Raw genomic sequence first — 17,936 nt, 5'->3', positions numbered from 1 at the left:
TCATTAAAATCTATTTATGGATTTCTTAACGATTCAAAATGAATCAACTTCTTAAATCCTTAATGGTAAAAATAAGAATAAACAAAGTTTATTATATTAAGTTAGTTAAGATATAAAATTAACACAGTTTTATATTTTAAAAATTTTCTCCAAAATTGATAAGTTATTTTTAGCTGCCTAGAGAATTTTTTTAATTCTTCTCAGCAGAATACTGTGAAGCATAATATTTCTGGTAATTCCCACTAGTCACGTGCTCCAGCCATTCTTTGTTTTCCAGATACCAGTCGATGGTTTTTGCTAAACCTTCCTCGAAAGTTACAGACGGTTTCCAGCCAAGATCTTTATTCAGTTTTGTAGCATCTATGGCGTAACGTTTGTCGTGGCCTGGTCTGTCTTTTACAAAGGTGATCAGCTTTTCGGAGTATCCTTCAGGTCTTCCTAATTTGGCGTCCATTTGTTTGATCAGTTCTTTAACTAAATCAATATTTTGCCACTCGTTGAAACCTCCAATATTGTACGTTTCACCTGTTTTAGCTTCATTGAAAATCTGATGGATTCCTTTGGCGTGATCGATGACAAACAGCCAGTCCCTTGTATATTTCCCGTCACCATAAATAGGCAGAGGCTTTTCATTAATGATATTTGAAATACAAAGCGGAATCAGTTTTTCAGGAAAATGATTCGGACCGTAGTTATTGGAACAGTTGGATACGATGAAAGGCATTCCGTATGTATTTCCATACGCTCTTACCAAATGATCAGAAGCTGCTTTTGAAGCTGAATACGGGGATTGCGGATCATAAGCTGTTGTTTCTAAAAAGAAGCCTGTTTCACCTAAACTTCCATACACTTCGTCTGTAGAAACGTGATAAAAAAGGTTTGTTCTTTTTTCGTCAGGAAATCTTCCGTGGGTGTGATCGGGGTTTAATGTCCAGAATTCTTTACAAAGATTGAGAAGATTCGCGGTTCCGTTTACATTCGTATTGATGAATGCCATCGGGTCTGTGATGCTTCTGTCAACGTGGCTTTCCGCAGCTAGGTGAACAACCGCATCGGGATTATATTTTTCGAAGACTTTTCTTAATTCTTCAGGTTTTGTGATGTCCGCTTTTTCGAAAACATAATTAGGCTCATTTTCAATGTCCTTTAAGTTTTCAAGATTTCCGGCGTAGGTAAGTGCATCAAGGTTGATGATTTTTGTATTCGGGTTGTTTTTTACAAATTCTCTTACAACGTGGGAACCAATAAAACCTGCTCCTCCGGTGATGATTATATTTTTCATATTTATGATATGCTTTTAGCCTTGATTAATTGTTTTTGGATCTTTTACTATTAACTTGACTTTTTATTTAATCGCTTTACGTCCGATACTTTTATAAAAGAATCCGTTTTGTTCGGGAATTTCCAGCGGATACATATTTCTTCCGTCGAAAATTGTTTTATTCTTCATCTTTTTAGACATTAGTTCAAAATTAGGGTTTTTAAACTCAGGCCATTCTGTAGCGATGAATAAAGCGTCTGCATTCTCCAGGGCTTCATACATGCTTTTTGCGTATTGGATTTTGTCGCCTAACAATTTTTGTACATTATTTTCTGCAATGGCATCATAAGCTACAATTTTTGCGCCTTTTTCTAAAAGCAGTGCAATATTATCTAAAGAAGAAGCTTCGCGAATATCATCTGTATTGGCTTTAAAGGCTAATCCCCACATGGCAATGGTTTTTCCTTCAAGGCTTCCTCCGAAATATTTTTCAATTTCTGAAACAAGGATCACTTTCTGAGCGCTATTCACATTTTCTGTTGCCTCTAAAATCTGGAAATTAAAATCTTCCTGCTTTCCCGACTTTATTAAAGCTTTCACATCTTTCGGGAAACAGCTTCCTCCATATCCGATTCCCGGGAATAAAAATCTGTGACCGATTCTGTCATCGCTTCCCATTCCTAATCTTACTTTATCTACGTCTGCACCTACTTTTTCGCAATAGTTGGCAATTTCGTTCATAAACGTGATTTTTACGGCTAAGAATGAATTGGCTGCATATTTTGTGAGTTCAGAAGACTTTTCGTCCATGAAAATGATCGGAATTCCGGTATTGGTGAATGGCTGATAAATTTTAGCCATAATATCTTTAGCCTTATCAGAGCTTGACCCTACAACCACTCTCGCAGGATTCATCGAGTCTTCAACGGCAAAACCTTCCCTTAAAAATTCGGGATTAGAAACTACATCAAAAGGAATCTGAGTTTTGGAGGCAATTACTTCCCTTACTCTGTCGGCTGTACCTACGGGAACGGTACTTTTATTCACGACAACTTTATATTCAGTCATCAATTCTCCAATATCGTTGGCTACCTTTAAAACATAAGAAAGATCTGCAGATCCGTCTTCTCCCGGTGGAGTAGGTAAAGCCAGATAGATCACTTCACTTTTGTCTAATGCTTCTTTTAAATTGGTAGTGAAAAATAATCTCTCCGCCTGTATGTTCCTTAGAAACATTTCTTCAAGATTCGGCTCGTAGATGGGAACTACGCCGCTTTTCATGTCTTCTACTTTTTTCTCATCAATATCTACACAGTATACTGAATTTCCAAGTTCTGCAAGTGTTGTGCCTGTTACCAATCCTACATAACCTGTTCCTACAATAGTAATATTCAAAATATATGTTTTTAAATTCAATGACAAAAATAATAAAAATACAATCATTACCACGTTTAATTTAATGTAAATAAAAATTAACTTATTCTCTTGATAATAAGATGTTTTGCTTTTTTAATAAAATTTCGTATATTTGCAATGGATTTACGGAAAAACATGGGAAGGCCTTCGGAAGAAAGCCTTTTTTCGTACAGTAAATCAAGATTTTATATAATTTATGGAGTTTAGAAAAAGAATTGAAGAATTATTAAATGAATTCCTTGAAACCAGAAAAGATTTATTTCTTATTGATTTAAAAATTTCTGCAGGGGATGACATCACGGTGATTTTGGATGGTGACAACGGAGTTTCTTTGCAGGACTGCCTTGATGCAAGCCGTGCAATAGAATTCAATATGGATCGTGAGGAGCATGATTTCAGCTTACAGGTAATGTCTGCAGGATTAAGTGAACCTCTGACAACTCCAAGACAATTTATAAAGAATATCGGAAGAGAAATTGAAGTTTTACTCAATGACTCTTCAGAAATTGAAGGTGAATTGGTAAAAGTAGATGAAGAAAGGATCACTCTTGTCCTGCGTTATCGCAAACCGAAAGATATAGGTAAAGGAAAAGTAGATGTGGAGGAGGAAAAAGAAATTTCGTACTCTGAGATTAAGAAAGCATTAGTAACAATTAAATTTTAAAAAGAAAAAAGAATAGATGGACAATATAGCGTTGATTGAATCCTTTGGTGATTTTAAAGACGAAAAAGGGATCAGTAAGATTGATCTTATGGCGATTATTGAAGACTCGCTGAAGACACTTTTGAGAAAAAGATATGATTCGGATGATCATTTTGATGTGATTGTAAACCCTGATAAAGGAGATTTCCAGATATTTTTAAACAAAACAATCGTAGAGGACGAAATGTCTGAAGACGATGATTTGGAAATCGAAATCTCGGAAGCTAAGAAAATAGACCCTACTTTCGAGGTAGGTGAAGATTTTACCATGGAAATCCCTGTAGCACAGTTGGGAAGAAGAAATATCCTTACTTTGAAGCAGATTTTGGCTACGAAATTGCAGGAACACAACAATGCCATGTTGTACGAGCAGTTCAAAGACAGAATCGGGGAGATCGTAGTAGGAGAGATTCACCATATCCGTCACAAGCATGTGATCTTGTTGGATGATGAAGGAAACGAATTCATTTTGCCTAAAGAAAATCAGATTCAATCAGATTTCTTTAAAAAAGGTGAGAATATCAGAGCTATTGTAGAGACAGTAGACTTCAAAGGTTCAAAGCCACAGATTATTATTTCCAGAACTGCGCCTAAATTCCTTGAGAAATTATTAGAGCTGGAAATTCCTGAAATCCAGGACGGAACGATCATGCTGAAAAAGGTAGTGAGAATTCCTGGTGAAAAGGCAAAGATTGCAGTAGATGCTTACGACGACAGAATCGATCCTGTAGGAGCTTGTGTGGGCGTGAAAGGTTCGAGAATTCACGGAGTGGTAAGAGAGTTGAGAAATGAGAACATCGATGTTATTCAGTGGTCTAAGAACCCTGAGATTTTGGTGAAAAGAGCTTTAGGAAACGTTACCATTAACAAAATTGACATCAATGAGGAGCAGCAATACGCATTGGTATACACTCCAGTTGAAGAGATTTCTAAAGTAATCGGAAAACAAGGTCAGAATATTAGACTTGCTTCTTGGTTGTCAGGCTATGAAATTGATGTGCACAGAGAATCCAGCGAAGATGATGATGTTGAACTAAAAGAATTCAATGATGATATTGAGCAGTGGATTTTAGATGAATTTAAGAAAGTAGGTCTTACTACTGCAAAATCAGTTTTAGATAAAGAAACTGAAAGCTTATTAAATATGGTTGACCTTGAAGAGGAAACTATTGAAGAAGTGAAGCGTATTCTTAGAGAAGAATTTGAAGATTAAGATTTTAAATAAATTTTAATGAACAGTAACAAAGAAATACTTTAATTTTAAGAATTAAAAAATAGTAAAAATAATAGATGCCAAAAATTAGATTAAATAAAGCGGTTAAGGAATTCAATATTTCGATGTCCAGATTAGTAGAATTTTTACAAGCTAAGGGTATCGAGGTTGAAAGCAATCCTAACGCTCAATTAGAAGAAGCGGCATATTCTGCATTGGAGGCTGAGTTTGCCAAGGATGGCGAGCAAAGAAAAGCTTCCCATGAGGTGGTGATCACAAAAGTTCCGGAAGAAAAACTGGAAATTGAAGAAAAGAAGACCCCTGAAGTAATAAGAGCTAAAGCTAATAAACCGGAAACTAAAATTTTAGGTAAAATAGACTTAGAGCCTAAACAGCCCGAAATTGAAGAGACTCCTGCTCCAAAACCTGGACCTGTAATTGAAGAAAAAAAAGAAGGAGCTGTCCCTGATCCTGAAATAAAGGCAGCAGCTGAAAAACAGGAATTCAAAGTTTTAGATAAAATAGATTTGTCTCAAATAGAGTCTAAAAACAGACCGGTAAAAAAAGACAAGCCAAAAACTGAAGAGAAAAAAGAAGAGGAAAAACCAGTGGCGGAAGAAAAACCAAAAGAAACTCCCAAATCTGTAGAAATCCAGGCTAAGCCTGTTGAGGTAAAAGCTGATGAATCGGAAAAAGTGGAAGAAGAACCTCAGGAACCTCAAAAGATAGAGACTGTATATCAGAAGCTTGATGGCCCTAAAATTGTGGGCGAAAAAATTGACCTAAGCCAGTTTGCCGATAAATCCAAAGGTGCCGGAGCAAAAAAGAAACGAAAAAGGATTGAGAAACCTGGCGGCCAGAACCAACAAGGTGGAAACAGTAATAACCAGGGAGGCCAGGGGAACCGTCCTCAAGGCCAAGCTGGGCAAAGCAACCGTCCTCAAGGTCAGGGCGGGCAAGGCGGAAACCGTTTTGGAAACAACAACCAGGGAGGTCAGGGGAACCGTCCTCAAGGCCAGAGTGGACAAGGTGGTCAAGGTGGAGGAAACCGTTTCGGAAATAACCAAGGAAATCGCCCACAAGGTCAGGGAGGTCAAGGTAACCGTTCACAAGGACAAGGCGGAAACCGTTTTGGGAACAATAGGCCAGGCCAGAGAACAATGCCTGTTGAATTAACAGACGAGCAAGTTAAAAACCAAATCAAGGAAACCCTTGAAAAATTGACGAATAAAGGAGGTAAATCTAAATCTGCCAAACACAGAAAAGATAAAAGAAACTTCCGTAGAGAGCAAGACGAGCGTCAGCAGGAAATTGATGCAGCAGACAGAACATTAAAGGTAACAGAATTCATCACTGTAGGTGAATTAGCAAGTTTAATGAATGTTTCGCCAACAGAAGTAATTTCTGCTTGTTTCTCATTAGGAGTAATGGTTACCATGAACCAAAGACTAGAAGCTGATACCTTATTATTGGTAGCCGATGAATTCGGGTATAAAATTGAATTCTCTGATGCAGACCTTGAAGAAAGTGATGCAGAAGACGAAATCGACAGCGAAGAAGATCTGTTGCCAAGAGCACCGATTGTAACGGTAATGGGGCACGTTGACCACGGTAAAACTTCATTGCTTGACTACATTAGAAAAACCAACGTAATCGCCGGAGAATCCGGAGGTATTACACAGCACATTGGAGCTTATAACGTGAAGCTCGAAAACAGTCAGAGAATTACATTCTTAGATACGCCAGGTCACGAAGCCTTTACAGCGATGAGAGCCAGAGGTGCACAGGTTACGGATATTGCAATTATCGTAATTGCTGCCGATGATGATGTGATGCCTCAAACGAAAGAAGCAATTTCTCACGCACAGGCTGCAGGAGTACCGATGATTATTGCAATCAACAAGGTTGATAAACCGAATGCAAATCCTGATAACATCCGTCAGCAACTTTCCGGAATGAATATTTTGGTGGAAGAATGGGGTGGAAATGTACAGGCTCAGGAAATTTCAGCTAAAATGGGTAATAATATAGATCTTTTATTAGAGAAAGTATTATTACAGGCAGAAATGCTTGAATTAAAAGCTAATCCTAACAGAGCTGCAAACGGAGTTGTAATCGAAGCATCTTTAGATAAAGGTAGAGGTTATGTAGCAACAATGTTGGTACAAACAGGAACTTTAAAAGTTGGGGATTATGTGGTAGCTGGTAAAAATCACGGTAAAGTAAAAGCTTTGCTTGATGAAAGAGGGAAAAATTTAGCAGAAGCAGGCCCTTCAATCCCTGCAACCATCTTAGGTTTGGACGGAGCACCTACAGCTGGGGATAAATTCCGGGTATATGCTGATGAAAGTGAAGGTAAGGCTATCGCAAATAAGAGAGAACAATTACAGAGAGAATTATCAATCAGAACTAAGAAACATACAACACTTGAAGAATTGGGTAGACGTATTGCTTTAGGTGAATTCAAGGAATTGAATATTATTCTTAAAGGTGATGTGGATGGTTCTGTGGAAGCGCTTTCTGATCAGTTACAGAGATTATCAACAGAGGAAATCAGCGTTAAAATCCTTCATTCAGGTGTTGGGCAGATCACTGAATCTGATATCAACTTAGCGGCAGCATCCGATGCAATTATCATAGGATTCAACGTAAGAGCTGGAGCAAATGCAAAAGAGCTTGCGGATCGTGAGGAAATTGAGATCAGAACATATTCTGTAATCTATAAAGCTATCGATGAGGTTAAAGAAGCGATGGAGGGAATGCTTTCTCCGGAAATTCAGGAACAAGTAATCGGTAACGTAGAAATCCGTGAGGTATTCAAGATTTCTAAAGTAGGTACTATCGCAGGTTGTATGGTTCTTACGGGAAAAGTTACAAGGCAATCGAAAGTACGTCTATTGAGGGACGGCATTGTGAAATTCGACGGAGAACTAGAAAGTTTAAAACGTTTCAAAGACGATGTAAAAGAAGTTACAAAAGGCTACGAATGCGGATTGAACCTTAAAGGTTATAACGACATCGAAGTCGGTGATATTCTAGAAGTTTACGAAGAAGTAGCTGTTAAGAAGAAATTGAAATAACTCTAATTTTTTAAGATAAAAATTTACCCACTTATTTTAGTGGGTTTTTTTTATTTTATCGAAAATCAAATTTATAATAATTCTAAATAACTATATTTTCACTAAAAATAAAATGTTAAAAAATATTTTATAGAGTGAATTTTTTTAGTTTATATATTATTAATTAATACAAAGATAATAATTTAATATAATTGATGTAAATATAAACAATTATCCTATTTTAATTTACGTTAAAAATTTGTTAATGTTAATATTTATTAACATATTTGCTTGATAAAAATATTAAAATTTGTTAAGTATGAATGTAAAATTACGTGTATTAACAGCTGGTGTTCTGTTTTTTACAGGGCAAGCTGTAAGCGCCCAAACTACTAAAAAGGATACTGTCACAAAGGTAAAAGAGATAGGTGAGGTTGTTTTAGTTGGGGTGCAAAAAAAGAAAAAAGAAGAAATTACTCAAGCTGTTTCTGTTGTTGCTGGTGATGAGTTGTCACGAATGTCTGCATCAAGTACTGGTATTACAAACATGCTACAAGGTAAAATGTCAGGATTACAAGTTTCTACAAACTCAGGTAAACCAGGAGAACCAGGCTCAATCAGAATTAGAGGTGCTATTAATGTTTCTTCAACTTTAGGAGCTTCAGATCCTTTATTTGTCGTTGATGGAATTTATATGACACAACGTCAATTTAATTCTATTCCACCATCTGATATAGAAAGTGTAACTGAATTAAAGGATGCCGCTTCAACTGCAGTTTATGGAGCTAGAGCAGCAAATGGAGTAATCGTAATTACGACCAAAAGGGGTAAATCTGGTAAGCCTAATATTGTTTATGATACTAGATTTGGGTTCGCATATAAACCAAAGGATATTAACTTTACAATGATGAACACGTCTCAAAAGATACAATTTGAGAATGAAATGTCAAATTTGGGTTTAAACCCTAACCCTGTTTATACTCCTCAAGAGACTGCTAAATTGTTGGCTAAGGATCATGATTGGTCTAAAGATATATTAAAAAATTCAAGCATACAATATCATAACTTATCCGTAAGGGGGGGGAGTGATAAAAATTCTTATTTTGCATCTTTAGGATATGATTCAGATTCAGGGATATTACAAGAATTAGATGGATTTAAAAGATATAATGCAAGATTTAATTTTGATCAGCAGGTAACAGACAAAATCAAATTAGGATTTGATTTTGGAATTGTAAATGTTAAAACTCAAGATCAAAGATTTTCCTATAATGCTTTAAGTCCTTTTTATTCAATATATACTCTTAATCCTTATGAAACGGTTTATGATGCTGATGGAAGCTTTAATCCAACCAGTAATTCAATTAACCCAATAGACCTTAGAAGAAACGAACTTACAACAGACTGGAGAACAAGAATTAATGGCCAAATCTCTGGAACATATGAATTTTTTAAGGGATTGACCTTTAAGTCAACTTTTGGAAATATTTATGACCTTAGAAAAAATAAATATGTTGTAAAGAAAGGTTCTGAAATAGCTGCTGTTTATGGGTATCCTGATGGGAGTATTAGAGATACTAGATCAGACTTTTGGTCATATGTATTCAATAATAGATTAGATTTCAGTAAATCATTTGGCAAACATAAGCTTGGAGCAGTAGCTATGTTCGAATATACTCAAGAAGAGTTTGGTAGCTTATCAGCCACAAAGAGGGTAATGCTTAGTCCAGATGTTACAGATATTGGATCTGCAGCAACTCCATTTGCTATCACAGGAAACACAACCTCTACTAGATATGTAAGTTTATTAGGAATTGTAGATTATAACTATGACAATAGATATTTATTATCTGGGTCAATACGAAGAGATGGTAACTCAAGATTAGGGCGAGATAATAAGTATGGGAATTTTTGGTCCGCTTCAATTGCATGGAATTTGGCTAAGGAATCCTTCTTTGATATTCCATTTTTTAATGATGTTAAATTTAGGTATAGTGTTGGAACAACAGGAAACGTAGCAGCTTTGGCGGATTATCAAAATCTTATTTCAATAGTTTCTGGAGATTATGGTACAGATCCAACAGCAGGACCATCAAATGTTGTAGGAAATAAAGATTTGAAATGGGAATCTAAAACATCTCAAAACTTAGGAGTCGATTTAGTAATGTTTAAAAATAGAATTAAATTGAGTGCTGAAGTGTTTAAAGATGATAGAAAAGATTTCTTATATGCAATTCCTAGTACTCAGTATGAAGGTGGTGGATATCTTTTTTCTAGTATAACTAATGCTGGAAATATTCAAATAAAAGGTCTAGAATCAGAATTGAATATAGATATTATCAAAAATAACAACTTTGATTGGTCAGTAAGGGGAAATATTTCAATGTTGAAATATGCTGTAAAAAGTTTATATGGAAGTAATACTCAACTAAGTTTAGATGGCTACACATTTATGAGTGTTGATATGGAACCAACTATTTTTAAAATGGTAAAAAGCGCTGGTGTAGATTCCCAAACAGGAGAGGCATTATATTATAAACTAGATGGCTCCATCACAAATGTGTATAGCTCAAGTGATGCGCAGTTTTTACATGGAAAATCAACTTTGCCAAGTGCTTATGGGGGATTTGGTACAACATTTAGATATAAAGGATTTGATCTAAATGCAGATTTTTCTTTCCAGACAGGAGGTTACAGTTATAATATTATGGCTCAAAATTTAGTAGATTTTTCAGCGTATAACCAAAACCTAAGTACTGATGCTTTCAACTATTGGAGAAATCCTGGAGATTCTAATGTTTTGCCCGCTCCTACAGTCAATGGCATAGAGACTACCGACGCTTTCTTACAGAAAACTGATTTTGTAAGATTTAGATCTTTGGAGGTTGGCTACACTTTTGATAAAAAACTTCTTGGCAATATTCCGGTAAATAGTGTAAGAATTTATGGTTCTGGACAAAATTTAGCTCTTTGGACTAACTTTACTGGAGATCCTGAAGTTGCCGTTGCTTCTGAAACTCAAGTGAATAACGGAACTTTTGTTCCGGGAGCTATTAATCTTTATAATTATCCAACAACTAGAACATTCCTTTTAGGATTACAAGTTAATTTTTAATTTAAATTTATTATGAAACAAAATATAGTAAAAATAGTATTGTTTGCTTCATTAGCTTTTATAGCTTCTTCTTGTACTGAAGATCTATCAGTTTTACCTAATGATAGGTTAGTTGAAGATACATATTATATAACAGAAAATGACTTTAGAAAAGGCGTCGACTATGCCTATGATGCATTTAAAATGGCAGGATACTATTCTGGAGATAATGCACAAGTTATTATCCCTGATATACTTTCTGATAACTTGATTCAAAACCCACAAGGTAGAAGATCAAATAATTCAGCATATATATTTGATATTGCTGCCAATGTAGGTGCAGTTACTTCTGTATATGGAGGAGGATATGTTGTTGCTGCTAGAGCTAATGCTGTTTTAGATAATATAAATAATCTTCCGGCTGGGAGTTTTAGAAATAATATAGAAGCAGAAGCAAAAGCAATTCGTGCGATTGCACACTTTGATATCGTTAGGAGGTATTGTAAAATTCCTACACAATCTGCAGACGCTGCAGGATCTATGGGTATTGCATACGTTGAAAAGTTTGATCCTTTTTTAGTAACCACTAGAAATTTAAGTGTCTCTCAAGTTTACGATAAAATAATTGCAGATTTAGTATTCGCAGAACAAAACATTACTCAATCTGCTAACGTAGGTAAGCTTACAAAGGCAGCAGTACAAGGTATGCTTTCAAGGGTTTATTTGTATAAAGGCGATTATGATAATGTAATTCTATGGGGACAAAAATCTCTTGCATCAAATTCTAGTGTAGGGTCAATTGCTAACTTCAAAAATATTTGGGCAGATACATCAAATGATGGTGTACTATTTAAAGTTTTGAACTCTAGTATTGAAAACATAAAAACAGGATCTTGTTATAATCAAACTGTAAGTGGACAAATTAAATCTGAGTATGTTGTTGATTATGATTTCTTTACTAAGTTTGCATCTACAGATATTCGTAAAACATCTTATATCCAAACTTCCGTTTTTTCTGGAAAAAACTATAATAATGTAATTAAATATAAACAAGCTACAGGAAAGCCGATAGAAGCTGTGGATATAAAATATTTGAGAAGTGCAGAAGTATTATTAAATATTGCAGAAGCTATGTATAAAAAAGGTAATGAATCTGGTGCTCTTTCATTACTTAATACATTAAGAACTCAAAGATACAGTGGATATGTGCCAGGAACTGAAACTGGACAAAATCTTTGGAATGCAATAATGTTAGAAAGAAGACTAGAACTTGCGTTTGAAACAGATCGATTCTTTACATTAAAAAGATTAGGGCTGCCAATTCAGCGATCTAATTTTGGCCCTGAGGCAGACGGTGCTGGAAATCCAGCAACTGTACTAACTCTTCCTGTTGCATCTCACAAATGGCAATTACCAATTCCTCAAGCTGCAATTGATAATAACAATCAGATTCAACAAAACCCTGGTTACTAATTGAAAAAACAACCATATAACAACCCCGTCACCACGACGGGGTTTTTTATTCCCCATTATTTCTTATTTTTGCTTTTACAAAATTTGATAATGAAACCCTACAGGTTGCATGTGACGTTTTGATTAATATAAATTAACACATGAAGTATATACTTTCAATAATACTCTTTCTCAGCCTTACCGCCAAAGCCCAGGTTGTAAACAAAACAGACTCCAACAAGCTTCCGAAAAAAAAAGAAGACACGTTGGTAATCGATTCCGGGAAGAAAGATTCCTTAAAAATATTTAAGCCAACGATTAATGACTATTTGTATCAGACACAGTTTTCAGAAAAAAAGGTGTTTGATACGGTCATGACTTTTGATAAAACTTACATTTTTTCTCAGTACAATAACAAAGACAATTTTGGGAAAGTTCAGGTTGCTAATATTGGAGCGGGTTTCAATCCGTTATCTTTTGAGGTAAATGCAGAAGGAAATTTATCGTTATTACCCACTAATAAATCTTATGGCATTTTAGGCGTAGACGACATACATTATTATGATGTAAAAACTCCGACAGCGACTTTCGTTTATCATAATGCCATGAAAAATGGAGCGGCTTTGAAGTCCACCTATACCCAAAACATTGGTAAAAGATTCAATTTTGCGCTGGAATATATGGGATTACGTTCGCAGGGGTTGTACAGAAATTCTTTGGCGTCCAACAATAACACGCTATTTTCCGGACATTATGTTTCAAAAAGCGGCAATTATGAATTATTTGCCCATTATCTGCATCAGAACGTAAACAACCAGGAAAATGGAGGAATAGCGGTTGATAGCCTGTTCCAGAATGGGGACAGCAACTCAAGAAACAGGCAGAATATGCAGGTGAATCTCGCGGGATCAAGCTCCCAGTTTTCGTACAGAAGATATTATCTTACCCATCAGTTTGCACCCTTCAATTCAGAAAAAATTCCTTTTAAAATAAGACATACCATTTCTCACCAGGGAAACAAATATTATTATACCGAAAATGCTTTAGAACCTTATTGGTACGATAACCAGACAGAATTGATTAGTAATACACCAATCTCAACAAAAAAATATTCAGATAATTTCAGCAATACCGTAAGTCTGGTTTGGGATAATGAAAAATTTAAGCTTGATGCCGGAGTAAGATATCAGATTCTGAAATTTGGAACCACGGAGATCATCGTACCTAATCTTACCTATCCGGCAGAGATGAAGGAAAACAGAATCGGGGCTGTTGGAAACTTGCAAGTTAAACTTTTCGATAAAATTCAACTAAACTCATTCCTGGAATTTTCCAACGGAAGCCAGTTCGGGACATATTTAAAAACAACAAATAATCTGAAGTTCGAGCCGATAAAGGACTATTTTGTCAATGCAAAAGTAAACTTCCAAAGTGCTTATCCGTCTTTTAATTACCTTCTGAATACCTCTGTTTATAAAAATTTCAACTATTACCTGCAGAATGCACAAAACCAGGCGGTCACAGAAATTGGAGGAAGCATTAATTTAAAATGGTTTAAAACAGAATTATTTGCCAATTATTTCAGGATCGATAATTATACTTATTTTGATGCCACAGCAATGCCACGTCAGAGTGAAAGTTCGGTCAATGTTTCCCAAATTGGGGGTGATGCCACTTTCAGCTACGGAAATTTTCACCTGAATACGAGATTGCAGTTCCAAAATGTTCTTACCAATAAAGAATTGCTGCCTCTTCCAGGTTTTATAGGCCGTGCCAACCTTTTTTATCAGACAAAAGCATTTAAAAAAGCTGCAGAAATCCAGGCAGGAATCAAAGTATATTATTTCTCGAAATTTGCTTCAAGAGAATATTTCCCGATTCTTAACGAATATATATTACCGGGTTCCAATTCATTCTCAATTGGCGGACAGCCGATGGTCGACCTTTATTTTAATATGAAGGTTAAAAAAATGTTCTTCTTCATCGAGGGACAGCAGATCGGGACGGTTCTTTCACATAATAAGGCTTATGCATTTCCAAGTTATCCAACCTATGATTTCAGGCTGAATATCGGGATTGTTTGGTATTTGTTCAACTAAATATTAAACCAAAGCACACACTTTGTCAAAGTTTAAAATCTTTGACAAAGTTTATTCAAAGCAATACCATAAACAAAATAAAAGTTGAAAACAATTAATAAAATTTCATTTCAAGATATAGAAAGTATTCCCCAGTTGATAAAAGATTTTTTAAATCAAAAAATTGAGGGTTTTGAAGAAAATATTTTTTCTTTGGATAACTTTAAAAAGCAGATTCATCTCAAGCAAAATTCTTTTACTTTAAGTCAAAGGAATATTTTATCAGACAATTTAAAAAAGCAGCTTGGTAATCTTAAACTTTCAGGAAAACAGAAAGAAAATCTTGAAAATTTAAGGCTTCCGAATACTTTTACGATTACTACCGGGCACCAGCTGAATTTATTTTCAGGGCCTGTTTTTTTTGTATATAAAATTTTGCAGACGATTAAAACCTGTACTTATTTAAAGGAAAATTTCCCGGATTTTAATTTTGTCCCTGTATATTGGATGGCTTCTGAAGACCATGATTTTGCAGAAATCAACCATTTTAAAACGGAAAATAGTTATTATGAAATCAATGAAAAATCGGGTGGGGCTGTAGGAAGAATCGAGGTCAGCGATACATTTTTCATTTCGGAATTTGAAAATGAATTTAAAGATTTTGTTTTCGGAACCGAACTGATTTTAATGCTGAAAGAAGCTTACAAAATCGGAAATACTTTAACGGAAGCTATTAAAATTTTAGTCAACAGATTATTTTCAGAATTTGGCTTATTGATTTTGGATGGCGATGCTAAAGAGTTTAAAAATGTGATTAAGGAAACTTTCAAAGATGAGCTTCTTAATTTCAGCCTATACAAAAATTCAAAAGAAAAAGTAGATTTCTTAACCGGGAAATACGGAAAAGTTCAGGTTAATCCACGAGAAATCAATCTTTTTTATTTGTCTGAAACAAGAGATCGAATTGATTTTGATGGTCAGAAATATATCATTGTTGATAAAAGTATCCAGTTTACAGAAGAAGAAATTTTAAATGAACTTGAAAATTTTCCCGAAAAATTCAGCCCGAATGCTTTGATGAGGCCGGTTTATCAGGAAACCATTTTACCGAACCTGGCTTATATCGGTGGAAATGCCGAAATTATGTATTGGCTGGAGCTGAAAGACTATTTTACAAAGATCAATATCCCTTTTCCTATTCTTATTCCGAGAAATTCAATGTTATTTTTAAAGGAAAAAACCTTAAATAAAATTGAAAAGCTGAATTTGAACATTGAAGACTTTTTCCAGAATTTTACCACGATTATCAATGCAAAAGTATTGGATAATAACGAAATTCTGAATTTGCTTGAAGAAAAAGAAAATATTTTGATAAATCAGTTTTATGAATTAAAAATAATCGCTGAAACTACTGAAAAATCTTTCGAAAATATGGTGAAGGCAGAAGAAGTACGCCAGCTGAAATCTTTCAAAAGAATGAAAAAACGTCTTCTTCATGCAGAAAAAATAAAACAAAACGAATTACTAGAAAGACTGGAAAATCTGTTTTTAGATGTACATCCTTCTAAAAATTGGCAGGAAAGGATTTATAATTTTAGTGTATTTTTTGCAGATCATGGATATTCGTGGCTCGAAACTTGTTTAGAAGAAATGGAAATTGTGGAGTCAAAACTAATAATTCTTGCCATTTAATTTTAAAGAAGTATTTTTGTAAATATAATTATCGACTATGATAAAGAGGTTTTTTATTCTATCCAGTTTATGTATGGTTTTGGGTGTATCTGCTCAGAAATCACACACCGTTGTAAAAGGGGATAATCCCTATAATATTGCAAAAAAATACGGATTAACTGTTGATGAATTGCTGAAACTTAACCCAAGCGTAAAGGATGGCAAATTAGCAATCGGCGATGTTTTGACAATTAAAAATGACAAAAATTCCGCTGCAACTAAAACTGCTGTTTCTACGAAATCTGCTAATAATGTTCAGGTTGGAAAAATTATTCTTCAGCCGAAACAAACTATTTACGGAATTACTAAACAGTACAGAATTTCGGAATCAGATCTGCGAAAGCTTAATCCTGATCTGGATTCTCACATGAAAATCGGAGATGAGATTGCCTTGCCTCTTGAAAGTATAAAAAAATATGGCGGAGATCAGCAGACAGCTTCTGTATCAGCCCCTGTAACAAAGCCTGTTGAAACAGCAATGCAAACTCCGGCTGCTGTGGCATCGGAAGGTGAATATATTATTCAGCAGAAAGATAATTATTACAGAATTTCAAAACAGTTTGACGTTACCAAAGAAGAGCTTTTTGCCTTAAACCCGGGCTTGGAAGAAAGAGGACTGAAGCCGGGCGAAAAAATTAATGTTAAAAAATCAAATACAAATAAAGTTTCCGAGACTGTCATTACGAAAGAAAAAACGGATTCCGGAAACGAAAAAACTTCTGTACAGGCAAATACTACAGCAGCAGATGATTATGTAACCTACACCGTTCAGCAGGGAGATACAGTTTTCTCTATTGTTAATAAATTCGGGATTACCATTGACGAATTGATCGCATTAAACCCCGATTTATCCCAAGGATTAAAAACAGGAATGGTTTTAAAAATTAAAAAGCTTGATCCTGCCTACGTGAAAAAAAGCGGTGATGCGCTCAGCGTTGTAATAATGCTGCCTTTTGGCTACAATACGGGAGAAACTCAGTACAGAGCGATGGCTATGGATTTCCTCACAGGCGCTAAGCTTGCTATCGAAAGAAATAGCAGAAATGGACAAAAATTAGACGTAAAAATTGTGGATTCCGGGAATGAAGCTTCATTCAGGGGCTCAATGACACAAATAAATCCTGATAATACAGATTTAATTATCGGGCCATTCTTTAAGTCGAATGTGGTTGATATACTTGAGTTTACAAAAAATCAAAAAATTCCTGTTGTGGCGCCTTTCGCAAATTCTCCAGAATTATATAACTACAGCAACCTGGTTATTGTGGAAACAAATGACCAGACGTATGCTGATAAAATTGTTGAAGAGGTAAAAACCGCATTCTCTGATCAGAAGATCTACATTGTGGCAGATTCTAAAAGGGAAAACGCCAATTACATTAAGGCCGGTCTTGAAAAAGAGCTTAAAAGTCCTAATATAACCATCGTAAATTCAGCTACTGATATTCAGCTTGATAAGAATATGATGACAGGGCAGTCTGCTCCGGTGATTGCCATATTGGCCAGCGACAATGATGCAATAGGTGAGGCTTTCGCCAATAGAATAATCGCATTATCTAAGGAAGTTCAGGGAATAAAGTCATTCAGTATGCATTATGTACCTGTTTTTGAAAAAAAAGTGGACGATCTTAGCCAGGCGAATCTTGTTTATTTAATGGACAGAAAAATCAATGCCGAAGGGAGCTTCGAAAAAGAAATCCTTGCGGCTTATAAAAGTAAATACTGTAAAACACCTCCAAAATATGCTATCGTAGGCTTTGATGTTGTAAACGATATGCTAACCAGAGAAAACAAAAAAGGGGAAATCTTTAAGCAAATGAATAAAACTCAGACTCAGCTGGCTACAAAATTTGAGTTTGTGAAATCAAAAGCAAACGGTGCATACGTTAATACAGGTTACCGGGTGATTAGATTAGTTCCCTAAAGATG

10 protein-coding genes are annotated in these 17,936 nt (G+C 35.2%); 8 read left to right on the top strand and 2 right to left on the bottom strand.

Features of this window, described 5'->3' with window-relative positions:
• Positions 1 to 190 precede the first annotated feature (190 nt).
• Both rfbB and BW926_RS03275 read right to left on the bottom strand, forming a co-directional pair.
• A complete protein-coding gene (gene rfbB, locus BW926_RS03280) occupies positions 191 to 1,282 on the bottom strand; it encodes a dTDP-glucose 4,6-dehydratase (RefSeq protein ID WP_076444130.1) in 1,092 nt (363 codons plus the stop codon).
• 63 nt (positions 1,283 to 1,345) lie between these two features.
• Positions 1,346 to 2,656: a UDP-glucose dehydrogenase family protein gene (locus tag BW926_RS03275; RefSeq protein ID WP_076444192.1), complete on the bottom strand. Its 1,311-nt coding sequence runs from the start codon at positions 2,654 to 2,656 to the stop codon at positions 1,346 to 1,348.
• A gap of 217 nt (positions 2,657 to 2,873) precedes the next feature.
• Between BW926_RS03275 and rimP the strand changes: the two genes are divergently transcribed.
• The 8 genes from rimP (at position 2,874) to BW926_RS03235 (ending at position 17,931) form a co-directional block, all read left to right on the top strand.
• Positions 2,874 to 3,341, top strand: a complete 468-nt coding sequence (rimP, locus tag BW926_RS03270) for a ribosome assembly cofactor RimP (RefSeq protein WP_076444128.1) — start codon at positions 2,874 to 2,876, stop codon at positions 3,339 to 3,341.
• Positions 3,342 to 3,357: 16 nt separating this feature from the next.
• Positions 3,358 to 4,593 (top strand): transcription termination factor NusA, encoded by a 1,236-nt coding sequence (gene nusA, locus BW926_RS03265; RefSeq protein WP_076444126.1) that lies wholly within the window; start codon positions 3,358 to 3,360, stop codon positions 4,591 to 4,593.
• Between the two features lie 77 nt (positions 4,594 to 4,670).
• Positions 4,671 to 7,673 carry a translation initiation factor IF-2 gene (infB, locus tag BW926_RS03260; RefSeq protein ID WP_076444124.1) on the top strand — a complete coding sequence of 1,001 codons (3,003 nt, stop codon included), beginning with the start codon at positions 4,671 to 4,673 and terminating at the stop codon, positions 7,671 to 7,673.
• A gap of 298 nt (positions 7,674 to 7,971) precedes the next feature.
• On the top strand, positions 7,972 to 10,767 hold the full coding sequence (locus BW926_RS03255; protein ID WP_076444122.1) for a SusC/RagA family TonB-linked outer membrane protein: 2,796 nt from the start codon (positions 7,972 to 7,974) through the stop codon (positions 10,765 to 10,767).
• Positions 10,768 to 10,779: 12 nt separating this feature from the next.
• Complete coding sequence (locus BW926_RS03250) at positions 10,780 to 12,219, top strand: RagB/SusD family nutrient uptake outer membrane protein (protein ID WP_076444120.1); 1,440 nt, start codon at positions 10,780 to 10,782, stop codon at positions 12,217 to 12,219.
• 140 nt (positions 12,220 to 12,359) lie between these two features.
• Entirely contained in the window at positions 12,360 to 14,297 is a 1,938-nt protein-coding gene (locus BW926_RS03245) for a putative porin (protein ID WP_076444118.1), read from the top strand.
• Positions 14,298 to 14,381: 84 nt separating this feature from the next.
• On the top strand, positions 14,382 to 15,968 hold the full coding sequence (gene bshC, locus BW926_RS03240; protein WP_076444116.1) for a bacillithiol biosynthesis cysteine-adding enzyme BshC: 1,587 nt from the start codon (positions 14,382 to 14,384) through the stop codon (positions 15,966 to 15,968).
• 37 nt (positions 15,969 to 16,005) lie between these two features.
• Entirely contained in the window at positions 16,006 to 17,931 is a 1,926-nt protein-coding gene (locus BW926_RS03235; protein WP_076444114.1) for a LysM peptidoglycan-binding domain-containing protein, read from the top strand.
• Positions 17,932 to 17,936 lie beyond the last annotated feature (5 nt).

Origin of the sequence: Chryseobacterium sp. RU37D, from assembly GCF_900156075.1 — a bacterium.
Lineage (GTDB): Bacteria > Bacteroidota > Bacteroidia > Flavobacteriales > Weeksellaceae > Chryseobacterium.
This window is presented reverse-complemented; position numbering and strand designations above follow the sequence as displayed.